The sequence below is a fragment of the Pseudoalteromonas sp. 11L1 genome, assembly GCF_055397545.1.
This window is the reverse complement of record NZ_AP041141.1, coordinates 610001-627115: the sequence shown is the minus strand read 5'-3', so window position 1 is coordinate 627115 and position 17115 is coordinate 610001. Positions and strand designations below refer to the sequence as shown.

The 17115-nt window shown below is 39.3% G+C and carries 12 protein-coding genes; 5 read left to right on the top strand and 7 right to left on the bottom strand.

What is annotated here, in order from left to right; genetic code table 11:
- Window positions 1-7: 7 nt before the first annotated feature.
- Together ACZ5WS_RS02895 and ACZ5WS_RS02890 are read right to left on the bottom strand one after the other, a co-directional pair.
- Window positions 8-2038, bottom strand: a complete 2031-nt coding sequence (locus tag ACZ5WS_RS02895; protein ID WP_464710562.1) for a methyl-accepting chemotaxis protein — start codon at window positions 2036-2038, stop codon at window positions 8-10.
- 67 nt (window positions 2039-2105) lie between these two features.
- Window positions 2106-2384, bottom strand: coding sequence for an MliC family protein (locus ACZ5WS_RS02890; RefSeq protein WP_138605415.1), 279 nt, complete (start codon window positions 2382-2384; stop codon window positions 2106-2108).
- A 117-nt stretch (window positions 2385-2501) separates the two neighbouring features.
- Here ACZ5WS_RS02890 and ACZ5WS_RS02885 point away from each other — a divergent pair, with 117 nt between their 5' ends.
- Entirely contained in the window at window positions 2502-3404 is a 903-nt protein-coding gene (locus ACZ5WS_RS02885; protein WP_464710560.1) for a DUF808 domain-containing protein, read from the top strand.
- Window positions 3405-3425: 21 nt separating this feature from the next.
- On the opposite strand, the gene ACZ5WS_RS02880 is transcribed toward ACZ5WS_RS02885, so the two are convergent.
- Both ACZ5WS_RS02880 and ACZ5WS_RS02875 read right to left on the bottom strand, forming a co-directional pair.
- A complete protein-coding gene (locus tag ACZ5WS_RS02880) occupies window positions 3426-4367 on the bottom strand; it encodes a tetratricopeptide repeat protein (protein ID WP_138605411.1) in 942 nt (313 codons plus the stop codon).
- A gap of 135 nt (window positions 4368-4502) precedes the next feature.
- Entirely contained in the window at window positions 4503-6578 is a 2076-nt protein-coding gene (locus tag ACZ5WS_RS02875; protein WP_464710558.1) for a TonB-dependent siderophore receptor, read from the bottom strand.
- A 193-nt stretch (window positions 6579-6771) separates the two neighbouring features.
- Here ACZ5WS_RS02875 and dbpA point away from each other — a divergent pair, with 193 nt between their 5' ends.
- Window positions 6772-8160: an ATP-dependent RNA helicase DbpA gene (dbpA, locus tag ACZ5WS_RS02870; protein ID WP_054202866.1), complete on the top strand. Its 1389-nt coding sequence runs from the start codon at window positions 6772-6774 to the stop codon at window positions 8158-8160.
- A gap of 8 nt (window positions 8161-8168) precedes the next feature.
- Here the strand turns inward: dbpA and ACZ5WS_RS02865 are convergent, their stop codons facing one another.
- Complete coding sequence (locus tag ACZ5WS_RS02865; RefSeq protein WP_464710556.1) at window positions 8169-8750, bottom strand: DNA-J related domain-containing protein; 582 nt, start codon at window positions 8748-8750, stop codon at window positions 8169-8171.
- Window positions 8751-8920: 170 nt separating this feature from the next.
- Here ACZ5WS_RS02865 and ACZ5WS_RS02860 point away from each other — a divergent pair, with 170 nt between their 5' ends.
- Entirely contained in the window at window positions 8921-11743 is a 2823-nt protein-coding gene (locus ACZ5WS_RS02860) for a tetratricopeptide repeat protein (protein ID WP_464710555.1), read from the top strand.
- A gap of 280 nt (window positions 11744-12023) precedes the next feature.
- Here the strand turns inward: ACZ5WS_RS02860 and rho are convergent, their stop codons facing one another.
- Both rho and trxA read right to left on the bottom strand, forming a co-directional pair.
- Window positions 12024-13283, bottom strand: coding sequence for a transcription termination factor Rho (gene rho, locus ACZ5WS_RS02855; protein WP_010392671.1), 1260 nt, complete (start codon window positions 13281-13283; stop codon window positions 12024-12026).
- Between the two features lie 186 nt (window positions 13284-13469).
- Window positions 13470-13796: a thioredoxin TrxA gene (gene trxA, locus ACZ5WS_RS02850; RefSeq protein ID WP_008109071.1), complete on the bottom strand. Its 327-nt coding sequence runs from the start codon at window positions 13794-13796 to the stop codon at window positions 13470-13472.
- A 91-nt stretch (window positions 13797-13887) separates the two neighbouring features.
- Between trxA and rhlB the strand changes: the two genes are divergently transcribed.
- Both rhlB and gppA read left to right on the top strand, forming a co-directional pair.
- The gene (rhlB, locus tag ACZ5WS_RS02845; RefSeq protein ID WP_010392673.1) at window positions 13888-15165 is read left to right on the top strand and encodes an ATP-dependent RNA helicase RhlB; all 1278 of its coding nucleotides are present in this window, start codon (window positions 13888-13890) and stop codon (window positions 15163-15165) included.
- A gap of 45 nt (window positions 15166-15210) precedes the next feature.
- Window positions 15211-16704, top strand: a complete 1494-nt coding sequence (gppA, locus tag ACZ5WS_RS02840; RefSeq protein ID WP_464710551.1) for a guanosine-5'-triphosphate,3'-diphosphate diphosphatase — start codon at window positions 15211-15213, stop codon at window positions 16702-16704.
- Window positions 16705-17115: the final 411 nt, after the last annotated feature.

Here is a 17115-nt window from a genome sequence, read left to right as displayed (position 1 = left end):
GCTGCGCTTAAAACTTAAAGCGCTCTACTGCACCTTTTAATGAGTGTGCAAGTTGGTTAACGTCTTCACTTTCGCTTGCTAGGGTCGTTGCATTGTTGGCATTTAAGGTGGCCTGCTCGGTTACCTTAGCCATTATTTGTTGAATATCGGTGCTGTTTGCCAGTTGTTCATGTGAGGCACTTGCAATCTCTTTACTCATAGCATTAACCGATACCAGCGTGCTCTTAATACGCTCAACAGCATTATTTAGTTCAGTACTGTTTTCAACGCAATGCTTAGCCTGTTGTTGCCCATCATTTATTTCAGTTTGAGTGGTTTGAGTATGCTGCTGTAGAGTGTTAATCATGGTGGTAATTTCGCTTGTAGAGCTTTGTGTGCGAGCTGCAAGCGAGCGTACTTCATCTGCTACTACGGCAAATCCGCGGCCATGCTCACCAGCACGTGCAGCTTCAATTGCGGCATTAAGTGCCAGTAAATTAGTTTGCTCTGCAATACTGCTAATGGTATCAACAATGGCACCAATTAGTTGCGTATACTGGGCTAGTTCTTCTGTACTGCTTACTGCTTTATCTAAGCGATTTAAAAGTGCTTCAATGCTTTGGCTATTATTATTTGCAATGTCGTTAACGTCATTGGCAAATTGCGAGGCATTAGTAATTTCATTAGAGGTGCTTTGCGCTTGTTCGTATACGGCTTGAGAACTTTGCAACATTTGCTGTGCTAATGAGGTTGCTTGTGCACTACGTTCTAGCTGTTGCTTAGCAACAATAGTCATTTGCTGGCCTTTTTCGCTGGTTTGAATAGCTGAATTATCGAGTTCGTAAGCGTCGTTACTAATGGCTTTTATTAAGTGAGTTAAATCATCACAAAGCTTATTAGTGTTGTGCATCAGCGTACCAAATTCATCTTTACTGTGGGGATTGCTACGCTGAGAAAAGTCACCTGAGGCTATGCGAGCAAGTTCTTTATTCACCTTTTTAAGCGGTTTTAGCATGGCGTTAGTAGTAAATACTGAAATAATAATCAGCAAAGTAATTAATACAAACGCAATAATAATCACTAAGCTAGAGCCAGTATTAATTGCTGATTTAGCGCTCTCTTGTAGAAAGTTAAAGCGCGTGTCAGCCAGTTTATTAAGCTCAATCAATTGATTTTCAATACTAATAAAGGCGTTTTGAAAGCTTTCAAAACGCTGATCAACTTTGTCTTTATTATTGAGCACAGTATTTTGCAAGGCATACAACCCATCAGGATTATTTAATAGGCTGCTTAAATCATCAAATGCTGTAATAAGCTCATTTGTGTTGAGTTTATTAGCAATTGGGGTGGCTTGTTGCTCTAAGTAACTAAGATTAGATTTAATATTGTCGAGTAAAAAAGAGGTGTCTTGTTGATGATCGTTTATATTTTCTGAAGTGGTTATTTGCCCAATCCCTTTAACGTTATTATTTAAAGTAAATAATAAATCATCAACACGAGTCGCAGTGCCAAATACCGCATCTAAAAGTGATTGTTGGTTACTCTCCACGTTTATGAGCTCTATATCAAGCAAGCGGTTACTGAGCTCACGAAGCTGTTCATTGAACGTAATTGTTAGTGCTGCGGCTGAGCTTTGCGCCTTAAAACGTTGCTCTTTTGCTGCAAGCATTTGGTTGCTTATTGTATTTAGCTGGGCAAAGTCTTTGTTAATAGCTTTAAGTAATGTTTGCATGCCTTGCTGCTGGGCAACTTGTGTTTTTAGTGTTTCTAATTTACTAAAAAACTGCGTTTGTTCAGCGTGTGCCTGTTTTTTATTTTGCAGTAGTAAATTAAGTTTAGTTTGGCTATAAGCAATGGCATTAAATTTAGTAATAGAAAGGAGTGATAAACGAAGATCTTTACTTGCTTGTTGTACAGGCACTGCCAACGTTTCTATACGCGTGTTAGTGGTACTAATTTGATTGAGCGACCAGTAAAAAAATATGCAGCTGGTTAGTATCAACAAGCCAATGGCTGAAAAGGCTAAAATTATTTTGTGTTTTATAGCGAGAGATTGCATAACTTTATCAACAATATTAAGACTTTTGTTAGTGTAGCAAGTTTTTTAATGCGATGTTAGCTATTGGTTAATTGTTGCTGCATTGGTATTTTTTGCCGTTAATTATTAGCATTGCTTGTTCTCCTTTACTCCAAAATAACACCTCTTGATTAATGTATTTACTGCCTGAAGCACTCACCTCATGATTCAATATGTAATCATGGTCATAAAAGCTCAGCTTTGCTTGCTTGTTGCTAATAATATCAAGTTTTGCAGGTGCGTTATCGCAAACATAGTTATTTGTAACTGGCTGCTTATTGCATGCAGTCAAAGCTATTAGAGCAATAATAACGATAGCGTGTTTCATTGGCTGTGCCTTATTGAGTCCCTTGTTTAATTAAGAGCTTAACAAAGCTAAATTAACCGTTGGTGAAAATCTAGCTTTACGTTATGTTTAAGATCTTATTTTTAGTTAGGAAATTTCATGGCTGGCAGCAACCTTTTAACATTACTGGATGATATAACGACTTTGCTGGATGATATTGCGACCATGAGTAAAGTTGCGACAAAGAAAACAGCCGGAGTACTTGGTGATGATTTGGCACTTAATGCTCAGCAAGTTACTGGGGTTACTGCTGATAGGGAGCTGCCCGTTGTATGGGCAGTGGCAAAGGGGTCGTTTTTAAATAAAGCCATATTAGTCCCTGCTGCGTTATTAATTAGTGTGTGGTTGCCTTGGCTAATTACTCCACTTTTAATGATAGGTGGCTTATTTTTATGTTTTGAAGGCGCAGAAAAAATATTTTTATCTCATCATGCAGAAGCGACAGAAGGTGCTGAAAATTTAGACCTGGCAGAGTATGAAAAACAAAAAGTTAAAGGCGCCATTCGTACTGATTTTATTCTTTCCGCTGAAATTATTGTTATTACATTAGGCACGGTCGCAGGGGCGACATTAATCAATCAGGCGCTGGTATTGAGTGTGATTGCCATCATTATGACGATTGGTGTTTATGGACTGGTAGCAGGGATTGTAAAGCTTGATGATGCAGGTTTATATTTACTTAATCAATCCAAACTCTCCGCAAGTAAGTTTAAAGAATTACTCGGTAAAGCCTTATTAGCTGCAGCCCCACGGTTAATGCAGTTTTTAGCCTTTGCGGGCACGGTGGCGATGTTTTTAGTGGGTGGTGGAATTTTAGTACACGCAATTGAGCTTTTGCATCATACCCAAGTGGATGTAACTCATTATGCGCAGTCGGTTGCTGGTAGCACAGGAGAAATACTAGCCCCTTTAGTATTTGACGGACTGTTAGGAATAGGTGCTGGTTTGGTTATTGTGATTGCGCATGTCGCTTATACTAAGTTATTTAAAGCAAATAAGTAGCGGTGGTAACGCTACTTTATTTTATTCGCACTGAGTTGTTTTGCATAGTTGCTCAAGTTCGTATTTAGCTTTGCTATTACCTTGAGCAATGGCTTTTTTATACCAATAAATCGCCTGCTGAATGTTCTTTTTTGTACCTTGTCCATCACGATACATCTGAGCAAGATTTAGTTGACCCCATTGTGAGCCTGAGTTTGCTGCTAGGTTAAAGCTTTCAAGCGCTTCGTTATATTGTTTATCTTTATAGTAAATAATCCCTTGCTGATTATTCTCATCGAGCTTTAAGCCTTTATAAAGAGGTTTAGGTTTAGGTGGAAACATCACAAACCCGCCATAAAGTGAATATGCTTGTGGGCGTAGCACGTCAAATATAATGTCATCTTCGTATAAACGTTTTATCTCATTACGAGGCAGGGTAATAGTTTGAGAAGAAAAGTAATCTCTTTGTACCAATAAACTTGCACGCATCGCTGTGGTAATGGCACTAGTGCGCTTATAGCTGTAATTACTCACCTGAAACGTTATAAATTGCTCATCAAAGCTGAGTACTTGCGCAACTTTTAAATTAGTGAGTGTCCATGGTTCGTGAGTGAATTTATCGGCTTTGACTAAATAGGTATCATAAGCTTTTGGGGAGGTTAAATAGCTTTGTTTTAGTGCTTCAGTGTTGAGGTGCTTTTGATAAAAAAATAACGCCCCCCATAGTAATAAAATTAATCCAATACAGTATTTTGGTAGGCTAAGCTTCTCAAACAGAGGTAACGTCTTAATATTGATAGCCTCACTATGTCCGCATTGATAGCACTCGCGTTTATAACTTAACTTTATCGGAAATATAGGAAAAATGGTAAAGCGTAAAAAGCGGCTTTGATTAACTAAGTGATAGCTGTTGCTGTTGCAGCCAGGGCAGCACTGAACGTGTGTAAAATGAGGAAATGACTGGCTAGTATTGAAAAGCAACATAATAAGGCTCCTTGTTAATTTACAACTTTAGAGCAAGTGATAAATTAGTAAAGCAGCAAACTGTAAGTAATTATGTCATAAAGGATTAGTTTATATAGCCCATACTTTGTAATATGGGCTTTATAAAGAATGAGCTTAGAAGCTAAATTGTGCAGCTAAACGCACACTTGTGCCTTCACCTACGGTAACGTTATTTAAACCGCCACCGGCTAGGTAGTTTTTATCGAATAAGTTCTCAATGTTTAAACGTAAGTTAATATCGTTGTTACTTAAGTTAAGCTTGTAGGTTGCGCCAATATCAACACGAGTATAACCCTCTTTTGTTACGGTGTTAGCATTATCAGCAAAACGTTCACCCTCATAAAAAGCACCGGCATTCAAAGCAACAGCGTCATTGAGTTCATAACGTGTCCATAAAGAGGCAGACCATTTTGGTGCATCAGTTGGGCGTTTGCCCTCTAATTCTTCATCACGCTCATAGTTAGCATCTAAATACATGGTTGATGCCATAACAAATAAACGGTCAGTTGCAGCACCTTGAGCTGCAAGCTCAAAGCCTTTATGGCGTTGCTCACCTGCCTGCGTGGTGATGCTCGTTATATCACCGATAGGGTTAACCAGCTCTTCGCTCACTAAGGTGCCTGTTTTGCTAATATCAAATAAGGCACCGCTAAGCATTAATCGATCATCAAACAGTTGCCATTTTACCCCAATTTCCTTTTGCTCAGAGGTAATAGCATCGAGCTTCATACCGTTATTAACATCTTTTTCATTTACTAATGTTTCGTTTTGCGGCTCAAATCCTTCTGAGTAACTTGCATAAACAGTTGCAGAGGCATGAGGGTGGTAAAGTACGCCGACCTTAGGTACGAACGATTCGTTATTGCTGTTTTCTCTACTTTGTTTATCGTAACGACCACCTAGCGATACTTGCCATTCTGGTGAGAATGAAATTAAATCTTGGATATAAATCCCGTAATAGTCGTAAGCAGACGAGCTAATAGTGTCATCTGATTTGTAACTAATATTAGGGCGATTAGGCTCATTTTGACCGGCAGAAAAATTAATCGTATCAGCAGATGTGCGTAATTGGCCGTAGTAATAATCCAGTGAGTTAGCACCTACAAGTAATTGATGATGTACACCCAAGGTTTCAAATTCGCCAATGAAGTCAATAAAAGCAGTTTTAAACTGCCAATCATCAAAGCGATCGTAAGGACGTGACTGGTAACTATCACCTTCGATAAAGTCACTTGGCTTACGTGGTGCTGACTCAAAGCGCTGACGTTCAAACGTTTGCTCATTGTAGCCTAAATTAACTTGCCAGTTATCGGTTAAAAATACTTTGAAATCAATACCCATGTTTTCAACAGTAATGTCGGTAAAGGCCCATGACATATCACGAATTGTTTTGTCATCACCAATAATGTTGGCATCATTATCTATCCAAGCGCCAGTATCTAAGCCTGCTTCGTCATCAGTGCGATCATAATGAACACGTACTAGGGCATTATCGCTAATATCGTAATCAACCACTAAGGCACCTAAAAAGCGATCGCGTTCGCGGTTATCACCATTTTGGTATTCTCGCCAGTATTCAACATCTTGTTTTACTAATACACCACGGGCACGTAAATCTTCAGCCTCGGTGAGTGCGCCGCCAGCATCAAGCATAAAGCGAGTTGAACCATGTTGGTCAACATCGGCACTGGCACTAAATAGCGTTTGCGCAGTTGGCTTTTTAGTTACCATGTTAACTAGGCCACCGGGGCCTGATTGCCCATACAAAATACTTGAAGGGCCTTTAATAACTTCTACTTGCTCTAAAATTTCAATGGGTTGTTGGTAATGAGACCAATGCTGGTGGCCATCACGCAGGTAGCCGGTTGATGAGCTTAATTGAAAACCACGTAAGTTAAATACTTCTCTGTTTCGTTGTTTAGACCCTGCAGTTAAACTAGCATCATTGGTCAATACTTCACCAAGAGTGGTTGCTAGTTGCTCATTAACGATTGTGTCAGTGATTACGGTAACTGACTGTGCGGTATCGAGTAATGAGGTTGAGGTTCTCATTGCCCCACTGGCATTATCTACTTTGTAGTCGTTGAAGTAGCTACCTTTAACTTCAATGCGTTCTATATTTGCGGTGTTGGCAAATGCATTTGCAGAGGTGCTGGCTAAAAGTGCAATAAAAAGAGGGTTAAGTTTCATTAGTGGCTTCCGGCTTAGAATTATTAGAGTAGTAAAACGCCGCTGATCTTAATGAAAACAACTATCATTTGCAATATCTTTATTGCAACTTTTAATCGTACGTTGCTAATGGTTGCTAATTGTTAATTCTGCTATTATTAGCCGCATATTAATTGAGACTTTTCTCAAGTTATTTTTTGCTATGGAATTTACTGTGACTGCAACTGCTTTTTCATCGTTGGCCTTACCTTCAGGGTTAGTTGATAATTTATCAACGCTTGGCTACACCCAAATGACGCCTGTACAGGCGCAAAGCCTACCGCCTGTTTTAAGTGGCAAAGATATTATTGCCCAAGCCAAAACAGGCTCAGGTAAAACAGCGGCATTTAGTTTAGGCGTTTTAGCCAAGCTAAATGTAAAACGCTTTCGTATTCAGTCGCTAGTATTATGCCCAACTCGTGAGCTTGCAGAGCAAGTGGCGGTTGAGATGCGTAAACTAGCGCGTGGTATTCATAACATTAAGATTTTAACTTTGTGTGGTGGGGTTTCAATTGGGCCGCAAATTGGTTCACTCGAACATGGTGCACATATTATTGTGGGTACACCGGGGCGAGTTGATGATCATATTCGTAAAGGTACATTGCGTTTAGATGATGTTGAAACCCTGGTACTTGATGAAGCCGACCAAATGCTTGATATGGGTTTTCAAGACACTCTCGATGCCATAATTGATCGCATTCCAACCAATCGTCAAACGTTGTTATTTAGTGCTACTTTTCCAAAATCAATCGAAGCTATTGCTAAGCGTGTACTTAGTAACCCAGAAATGATTAAAGTAGAAGAGCAGCAAGAAAAAAGCACGATTAAGCAATACTTCTACAAAATGGATAATAATAAACAGCGTTATCCAACGCTTAAGCTGTTACTTCTTAAATTTACCCCGCAAAGCTGTGTGGTTTTTTGTAATACCAAGGTTGAAACGCAGCAAGTATGTGATGATTTAGCCGATGAAGGCTTTAGTGCGGTGGCACTGCATGGTGATTTAGAGCAGCGTGACCGTGAGCGTACACTGATTCATTTTGCGAATAAGAGTGCGTCTATTTTAGTGGCTACCGATGTAGCTGCACGAGGCTTAGATATTGATGACATGGACATGGTGATTAACTATCACTTAGCTCACGATCCACAAACTCATGTACATCGTGTAGGCCGTACAGGGCGAGCAGGTAAAAAAGGAATTGCGTGTTCTATTTATGGTGAGGCAGAGCAATTTAAAGTGGCTCAAATTGGCGACCATTACGAGCGTGACTTTACTCCTGAGCCAATGCCATCTTATAACCTACTAGATAAGCCGCCATACAAACCTGAAATGGTGACGCTGATGATAGATGCAGGCAAAAAGCAAAAAGTGCGCGCGGGTGATATTTTAGGCGCATTAACCGGAAAAGACGGTGTTGCTGGGCGCCAAGTTGGTAAAATCAACGTACTTGATAACGTGGCATTTGTTGCGGTAGAGCGTAACTCATCTAAACCAGCGTTACGCAAATTAACCGAAGGTAATATAAAAGGACGTAAAATTCGTGCTCGTCGGCTAACGCGTTAACTCTCGATCTAATCTGAGCAACTCGCCTTGAGTTGCTCATACTCTATTTTTAGTTGTTTAAACACCTCATTGTCACCTCCTTGTTTATCTGGATGATGCTGCACTGCAAGTTGTCGCCAACGCTTTTGTAATGCTTTTAGTGTGACTGGCGATGTTAATTGCCAACGCACCAGCAGTTGTTGTTGCTGCTCATTACTCAGCGGAATTTCGCGATAAGTAGGCCTACTAAATTGCTGCCAAAAGCTATCTAATAACGTCTTGACTTCATCCGTAGATGTTTCAAAATTTTGCCAGTTTAAATAATAGTCGCGTAGTGGATCGTTAGGATGTAGTTGGTTATAACTGGAACTGTTTACTAGTTCAATATGTAAGCTTTTAACGACTAATTGTTGTTTTGGCATTAATTGCTGTTGTAGCTGATAAAGCGCATTCATAATTAAAAAATTGCGCTTAAATAGGTCGCGCTCAGGCTCGGCAGCTAAAGTATCAAGAAACCCACGTTGTTTTAACTCAGATGCTAAAGTATGAACCATCCACACTTTTTTATTGATTAATAGTTCAAAAATCTCATCTATCAGAGGGTTAAGCATTGTTTACAATCTATTAATTAGTGTATCTTGGATAAATTATCATATACCCAAATAACATTAAACCCCAAGGAGTGGGCGTGAGTGCCTGTTTTGAATTGGTCTAAATTAGATGTTTATACTTGGTTTGGGTGTCGTTTTGTTATGGCTAGCAAGGATTTAAGGATATTTTTATGCTGACTCAGTTAAAGCGCATCTGCTTTATTGGCTTTTTGGCTGTTTTAAGTAGTGCATCAAATGACGCTTTATCAAATGAGCAGCCAAGTTTGTTTGAGCAGTTTAACCTTGAACAAGCATGGCCTGAAAAGCATCGCCTTGCAACCGATATCTTATCGAACCCTGATGTTCCAAATTTACAACGCATTACTATTTATAGCGATTTAGCTGAGCTGGCGTTTGCGCAAAGTGATTTAGCCAATGCACTAAAATATTTTAAATTGCTAGAGACCAATAGTACGTTAAAAGATCAGCCTAAACTTTTCTTTCGTGCGATTAAAATGCAAGGAGTTGTGCTTTATTATCAAGGGTTAGTGCAACAAGCGGTCGTTGATTATAGCCGCGCGTTAAACATCGCAATTGCGCTTAAAAGTCCGATAAAGCAGGCTAATTTACTTAGTAATATCGGGCTTGCTTATTTTGATATGTATAACATGGAGCTAGCTCTTGATTATTATCAACAAGCCAAAGTAATTTATGAAAAAGAGGGAAGCGCACAAGATAAGGCCGATATATTACATAATATTGCCGGTATTTATATTCGTCTCTCTCGATATGAGTCAGCTCTTGAGATGTACCGTGAGGTTTTAAAAGTTTTTCAAGAACTTGGCGATGAAGACGGTGTTGCCCAAGCATACGGTAATATGGGAGTAGCTTACACAGAATCGAGACAGTACCAATTAGCACTGCATTATAATCAGTTGGCCTTACGTTACTATCAAAGCGTTAATAATGCGTTTCAACTTTCTACTAAGCATACAAATTTAGCCACCATCAACCTTAAGCTAAATAAATTTGATGTTGCCTTTTATCACGCTAATGCGGGCCAACAATTTGCAATAGAGGCAGATAATAAGTCTTTACTGGCGGCAGCGTTACATGTGTTGTCAATTGTTCAATTTGTACAAGGTGATACGCAAAGTGCCAAACAAACCTCAGAGCACTCAATTACCCTTGCCAAAGAGTACAATAATGGCATGCGTATTAAAGATGGCTTAGGAATTGAAGCACTAATAAATGCGAGCTTAGGGGATTATGAAAAAGCGCTAAATTTACACCAACAGTACGTTGATTATCAGCGTAGTGTGAATACCGAAGAAGCCTCAAAAGCGGTCAGTCAATTTCAAATCCAGTTTGAATCGAATCAGCTAAACCAAGAAATTAAACAATTAAAACAACAACAATACTTACAAGAATTGCAAATAGCTAAACGTTCACAGTTAACGTTTTTGTTGGTGATTGTTGCCATATTAATTTTAATTACGGTAATTGCTGTTTATAAGCGCCGAACAGAAAAGCAAGCTAAGTTAAAGTTAAGCGAACAAGTTGAACAGCGTACCAAAGAGCTACAAAGTGTGGCACAGGAGCTGCGTGAAGCAAACGAGGTGAAAAGCCAGTTTTTAGCGAATATAAGCCATGAAATTAGAACACCGTTAACTGCTATTTTGGCACAAACTGATGATCTTATTAATGATCTATACAAGCCGGAACAGTTACAAGATGAGCTTAGAGTAATACAACGTCAAAGTGAGCATTTAAAAAGCTTGATTAATGATGTGTTGGACTTAAGTAAGATAGAGGCAAACCGGTTAGAACTTAATATTAGTTGTTTTGATGTGGTGCAACTTATCAACGATATTCACGCTATGTTTTCTCCTCAAACTAAAGCGAAAGACTTATCGTTAGTTTTAGACTGCCAGTTAGAAAAATCCTATTTTACGCGATTAGATTTAATGCGAGTAAAACAAATTCTTATTAATTTATGTGCTAATGCCATTAAGTTTACTCATAAAGGGCAAGTAACTATTGGTGTTAGTAAAACCGAGCAAGGGTTACTCTTTTCGATTAAAGACACTGGGATTGGTATGAGCTCATCTCAACTTAAACTTATTTTTGAGTGCTTTAGCCAAGCCGATAACAGTATTAGTCGACGTTTTGGTGGCACAGGACTAGGTTTGAGCTTGTCGCAGCAATTGGCGGCGATGATGGGTGGCTATATAAGTGTGCAGAGTGAGTTTAAAAAAGGCAGTGAGTTTTCATTTTATTTGCCCTGTATACAAGTTGAAGAGCAAGTTTGTCATGACGATCAGCAAGCAAAGTCTGATGATCGACATAGATTATTATCGGGTAAAGTGGTTCTTGCTGAAGATCACAGTGATAACCGCAAACTGATTAGTCGTTATTTACATTCTCTTGGGCTGGAAGTGATTGCCGTTGAAAACGGTGAGCAAGCAGTAGAACAAAGTTTAAAGCTATACCCAGATTTAGTACTGTTAGATATTCAAATGCCTGTTATGGATGGTATTTCTGCGTTTGAACTACTCAAGCAATGTGGTTATGAACAGCCTATTTTAGCATTAACGGCCAATGCCATGAGCCACGAAATTGACCATTACCTATCACTTGGGTTTAGTGACTATTTAGCAAAGCCAATCGATAAAGAGTCTTTTTATACTGTGCTAGCAAAATACTTAAATGCTGCAAATACAGAGGTATCAACTGAACAGATTCATGTTGATATGAGTGATTTAGTAACGAGCTTTCAACAAAGTTTAGCCGAAGAAAGCGAGCTTATTAAGCGACACTTTAAAGATGCTGATTATCAGGCGCTGCAAAAAGATAGCCATCGAGTGTTAGGGGCGGCACAAATGTTCGAGTTTAAAGACATAGCCTTAGCGGCAAAAGCGCTAGACGATGAATTACTTCAGCCACAAATAAATACGCAAAGGCTAACAACATTAGTGAATAACTTACAGGCACTGTTTAAAAAGTACGAATAAATTAACTTAACCTGAACTCCGGATAATAAATCCATCTCAAGCAGCTATTTTCAGCGCTAACTGCGTTGAATTTATTTGCAATAGGCGAGCTATTGACGCGTAATTTCGCCTTGTTTTCACTAAAAATCTCTAGCTAGAGAAAAATAAGCACAAATATTTTTTTGATTCAATATGTTAGTAAATCTCTTAACCAGAGTTCAGGTTAATCTACTCTAAAAACAAAAAAGACACCATTTGGTGTCTTTTTTATTTAAAAACGTTGATTTAACTAGAGTTTAGCTTACTTACGTTTCATCGAATCAAAAAACTCATCGTTGGTTTTACTCATCGATAGTTTATCAATTAAAAATTCCATGGCGTCAATTTCTGACATGTCATGTACTATTTTACGTAAAATCCACAGCTTTTGTAGTTCATCTGGCTTAGTGAGTAACTCTTCACGGCGTGTACCAGAGCGATTAAAGTCGATAGCTGGGAATACACGTTTTTCCGCAATTTTACGGTTAAGGTGTAGTTCCATGTTACCTGTACCTTTAAACTCTTCGTAGATAACTTCATCCATTTTAGAGCCGGTATCAATAAGCGCCGTTGCAATAATTGTTAAGCTACCGCCTTCTTCAACATTACGTGCAGCACCAAAGAAACGCTTAGGTTTATGTAGCGCATTAGCATCTACACCACCGGTTAGTACTTTACCTGATGATGGAATAACCGTGTTATATGCACGTGCTAAACGGGTGATTGAATCAAGCAAGATAACCACATCTTTTTTATGCTCAACTAAGCGCTTTGCTTTTTCGATAACCATTTCCGCAACTTGCACGTGGCGAGAAGCTGGCTCATCGAATGTTGATGCAATAACTTCACCTTTTACTAGGCGTTGCATCTCAGTAACTTCTTCCGGGCGCTCATCAATAAGTAAAACCATTAATGTAACGTCAGGGTGGTTATGTGTGATTGATTGTGCAATATTTTGTAGCAACATTGTTTTACCCGCTTTTGGCGGTGCTACTAATAATCCACGTTGGCCGCGGCCAATTGGTGATGCCAAATCAAGAACTCGTGCGGTAATATCTTCTTTACTGCCGTTACCGCGTTCCATACGAAAACGTTCGTTTGCATGAAGTGGGGTTAGGTTTTCAAAAAGGATTTTAGTGCGAGAGTTTTCAGGTTTATCAAAGTTAACTTCATTTACTTTAAGCAAAGCAAAGTAACGCTCACCGTCTTTTGGTGGACGAATAAGACCTGAAATAGAGTCGCCAGTACGCATACTAAAGCGGCGAATTTGACTCGGAGATACATAAATATCATCTGGGCCTGCTAAGTAAGAAGCTTCTGATGATCTTAGAAAGCCAAAACCATCTTGCAAAATTTCTAAAACACCACCACCGAAGATATTCTCTCCGCCTTTGGCGTGTGATTTAAGAATTGCAAAAATGATATCTTGCTTTCTCAAACGGGCTACGTTTTCGAGCCCCATGGACTCAGCTTGGTTTACAAGCTCTTTTATAGACTTGTCTTTTAATTCGCGTAAATGCATATTGGTGGGTTCTTTATTACAGTTGTCATACTCAAAATCGCTTTATTAGATCGTTGAGTGAGGTTCGTTGAATATAACTAAGGATTAGTTGGCTTTATAAACTAGCAGGTCATTACAGCAGCGTCCAGTACTTCTGCAAAATAAATTAAAAAAAGGGCTGAGAGCCCTTTTTCTAATTAACACTTATTAGATGTTATTTTCTAAAAACTCAACTAATTGTGTTTTTGATAGTGCGCCTACTTTCGTTGCAGCTACTTGACCATCTTTGAAAAGTAGTAGTGTAGGGATACCACGAATACCAAACTTAGGTGGTGTACCCGCATTTTGGTCAATGTTTAATTTAGTGATAGTTACACGGCCATCAAACTCATCAGCAACTTCGCTTAGAATTGGGGCGATCATCTTACACGGTCCGCACCATTCTGCCCAAAAGTCTACTAGTACAGGTTTGTCTGATTGTAATACGTCAGCTTCAAAGCTATCGTCGGTAATTTGGATTATTTTCTCGCTCATTGCGCTCTCCGGTTTAGTTAGGCGAAATATTTAGTGCGTATTTAAACACTCTTGTTTCTTATTGCAAGTTTAAACGTTATGCTTAAACGCTATGACTAAGACACATTTGACCGATAAAAAGTTTTCAGACTTTGCTATTGCACCGGAAGTGGTTGCCGGGTTAACCGAAAGTGGGTTTGAATATTGCACACCCATTCAAGCTAAATGCCTACCTTTTATTTGTGAAGGGCGCGATATTGCGGGCCAAGCACAAACAGGTACTGGCAAAACGTTGGCATTTTTAACTGCCACGTGCCACCGGTTATTACAATCTAGCAAAGCACCTAGTAAACATCCAAGAGCCCTGATCATGGCCCCAACTCGGGAGCTTGCGATTCAGATACACAAAGATGCAAAAATTTTAGCGCCGCACTGTAATCTTAACTTAGGTTTAGTATATGGTGGCGAAGATTACGAAAAACAACGTGCACAACTAGAAAAAGGCGTTGATATTTTAATTGGCACCACAGGTCGCCTAATCGATTTATATAAGCAAGGCTGTTACACCCTTAATGAAATTGAGGTAGTCGTGCTAGATGAAGCCGATCGTATGTTCGATTTAGGTTTTATTAAAGATATTCGTTATATGTTCCGTCGTATGCCAGATACGTCAGAGCGTTTAAACTTATTATTTTCTGCTACGCTATCGTACCGTGTACAAGAGCTTGCATTTGAACACATGACCAACCCTGAGCATGTGCAAATAGAGCCCGATGTAAAAACAGGTAAACGTATTCAAGAAGAGCTATTTCATCCTTCACAAGAAGATAAAATTAAGCTGTTGTTAACCTTGATTGAAGAAGAATGGCCTGAGAAAGCCATTGTTTTTGCTAATACCAAGCATAGCTGTGAAACTGTATATGCATGGTTAAAAGCAGACGGACATCGAGTGGGCATGCTCACCGGTGATGTAAACCAAAAGAAACGCCAGTCAATACTCGCGCAATTTAGTAAAGGCGAGCTAGACTTTTTAGTAGCTACCGATGTTGCTGCACGTGGTTTGCATATTCCAGAAGTAAGTCATGTATTTAATTTTGACTTACCTGACGATTGCGAAGATTACGTTCACCGCATTGGTCGTACAGCTCGAGCAGGCGCTTCAGGTCATGCAATTAGCTTTGCGTGTGAGCAATATGCTTATAACCTTCATGAAATTGAAGAATACATTGAGCACAGCATTCCATTATCACATTACGATAAAAGTGCATTGTTAGATGATTTAACGAAGCCGACTATTCATAGAAAACGTAATTTTTCTACTGGTCCACGTAATCGTAGTAATAACAACGGACGTCGCCCAAATAATGGTTACCAAAAAGGACGGTCTTAACCGACCGTTAGTTTGATTGTATTTGTAACTAGAGGTTTTTGAACGGTGGGGCAACTTAAACCGCAAAAAAATGTATATGCAGTCATTGATTTAGGCTCAAATAGCTTTCATATGCTTATTGCCAAATCAATGGCGGGCGGCCTGCAAACAATAGGACGCGTCAAACGTAAAGTAAGACTCGCAGCTGGGCTTGATGATAATAATTTATTGAGCTTAGAGGCTATGCAACGAGGCTGGGAATGTTTGGCCTTGTTTGCAGAGCGGTTGCAAGATATTCCAGCGCAAAACATCACCATTGTTGCCACTGCAACACTTCGTTTAGCAACCAACGCCGACGACTTTAAACTACGTGCAGAAGAAATATTAGGGCATAAAGTTAATGTTATTAGCGGCGAGCTAGAAGCACGAACGATTTATAAAGGGGTTGCACATACCTCTTCATGTACTGGCAAGCAGCTGGTTATTGATATTGGTGGAGCGAGTACCGAGGTTGTTATTGGCCAAGGTTTTGAAGCGCGTCACTATAAGAGCCTCAATATTGGTTGCGTGACTTTTCTCGAACGCTACTTTAAAGATTGCCAATTAAATGAAGCAAACTTTAATGCTGCTATAAAAGCAGCACGAAATGTTATTGATGAAATAGCACCTGAATATAAAACGGCTGGTTGGCAACTTGCCTCTGGTGCGTCAGGTACTGTGCAAGCTATTCAAGAAATTATGGTGGCACAAAATTTAAATGAAATGCTCACACTTGAAAAGCTCTACACCATCAAACAACAATCCATAGCTTACAAAACAATAGCTGAACTCGATTTACCAGGGTTAAGTGAAGAGCGACGGTTAGTGTTTGTATCTGGGCTGGCTATTTTAATTGCACTATTTGAGTCTCTTGAAATAGAACAAATGGGGTTAGCGGGTGGTGCTCTTCGTGAAGGTGTTTTATATAGCATGCTACCGGAGCTACATAATACCGACATTCGCCAACGTACCATTGATGGTTTTATGAACCGTTATCATGTTGATCAAAAGCAAGCATCTCGAGTATCAAGTTTAGCAGTACTGTTAGCTAATGAAGTCAGTCAGTATTGGCCGATTGAAGCACAAAACGGATTACCGCTTTTGAATGCCGTCGCGCAGCTGCATGAAATAGGTTTATTAATAGAGTATAAGCAGTACCACAAACATACCGCTTATATCTTAGAAAATACCGATATGCCTGGTTTTTCACAATCAGAACACAAAGTGATCGTTGCTATAGCTAATAGTCATCGCTGGGACCTTCAAAAGGGATGCTTAGATCATCTAGGTGTACATAGTATTGTTGCTGCGTATATTGTTCGACTATTACGTATTGCCGTTATTTTATCTATGCGCCGACAAGATGATGTCTTGCCAAACTTTAAGATAACAGCTGAGAATGAAGAGTTAGTGATTCAATTTGAAAATAACTGGTTAAAAAACCACCCATTGATGGCAAGTGAGCTAAATCAAGAGATTAAGTATCAAAAAAAATGCGGTTGGAAACTTAAAGTGAGTTAGTTAATCCGGCTTTCGCAGAGTTTTTAGTGGTTAAAATGAGCTTTTAGTTGTATTTTTGTTCGAACAGTCATTTATTTCAAGTTTTCTTCAAAAAAGGGTTGATCTGTTTTCGGATCTCCCTATAATGCGACCCCACTGAGACGGGGAACGCCAACGCATAGCGAGGCACGAGCTACTCAGTGAGTCGAGTAAAACTTAGTTCTGAAAACTTTCAAGTTTAACAAAATTAAGTGTTGACAAAAAAATAGGAAAGCGTAATATGCGCAGCCCTAGCGAGATAAAGTTTAACGCTTTAATCGCAACGTTCTTTAACAATATAAAGCAATCATCTGTGTGGGCACTCGTACAGATTGAGTTCTAACAGCCAAGCTTAGTTTACTAAGTGAGGCAAACAAATTTAGAGTCTCAATT

Excerpts from the sequence above, each read along its gene's own strand:
- ACZ5WS_RS02895 (WP_464710562.1), bottom strand. The coding sequence starts at position 2,038 with ATGCAATCTCTCGCTATAAAACACAAAATAATTTTAGCCTTTTCAGCC.
- ACZ5WS_RS02890 (WP_138605415.1), bottom strand. The coding sequence starts at position 2,384 with ATGAAACACGCTATCGTTATTATTGCTCTAATAGCTTTGACTGCATGC.
- ACZ5WS_RS02885 (WP_464710560.1), top strand. The coding sequence starts at position 2,502 with ATGGCTGGCAGCAACCTTTTAACATTACTGGATGATATAACGACTTTG.
- ACZ5WS_RS02880 (WP_138605411.1), bottom strand. The coding sequence starts at position 4,367 with ATGTTGCTTTTCAATACTAGCCAGTCATTTCCTCATTTTACACACGTT.
- ACZ5WS_RS02875 (WP_464710558.1), bottom strand. The coding sequence starts at position 6,578 with ATGAAACTTAACCCTCTTTTTATTGCACTTTTAGCCAGCACCTCTGCA.
- ACZ5WS_RS02865 (WP_464710556.1), bottom strand. The coding sequence starts at position 8,750 with ATGCTTAACCCTCTGATAGATGAGATTTTTGAACTATTAATCAATAAA.
- ACZ5WS_RS02860 (WP_464710555.1), top strand. The coding sequence starts at position 8,921 with ATGCTGACTCAGTTAAAGCGCATCTGCTTTATTGGCTTTTTGGCTGTT.
- rho (WP_010392671.1), bottom strand. The coding sequence starts at position 13,283 with ATGCATTTACGCGAATTAAAAGACAAGTCTATAAAAGAGCTTGTAAAC.
- trxA (WP_008109071.1), bottom strand. The coding sequence starts at position 13,796 with ATGAGCGAGAAAATAATCCAAATTACCGACGATAGCTTTGAAGCTGAC.
- rhlB (WP_010392673.1), top strand. The coding sequence starts at position 13,888 with ATGACTAAGACACATTTGACCGATAAAAAGTTTTCAGACTTTGCTATT.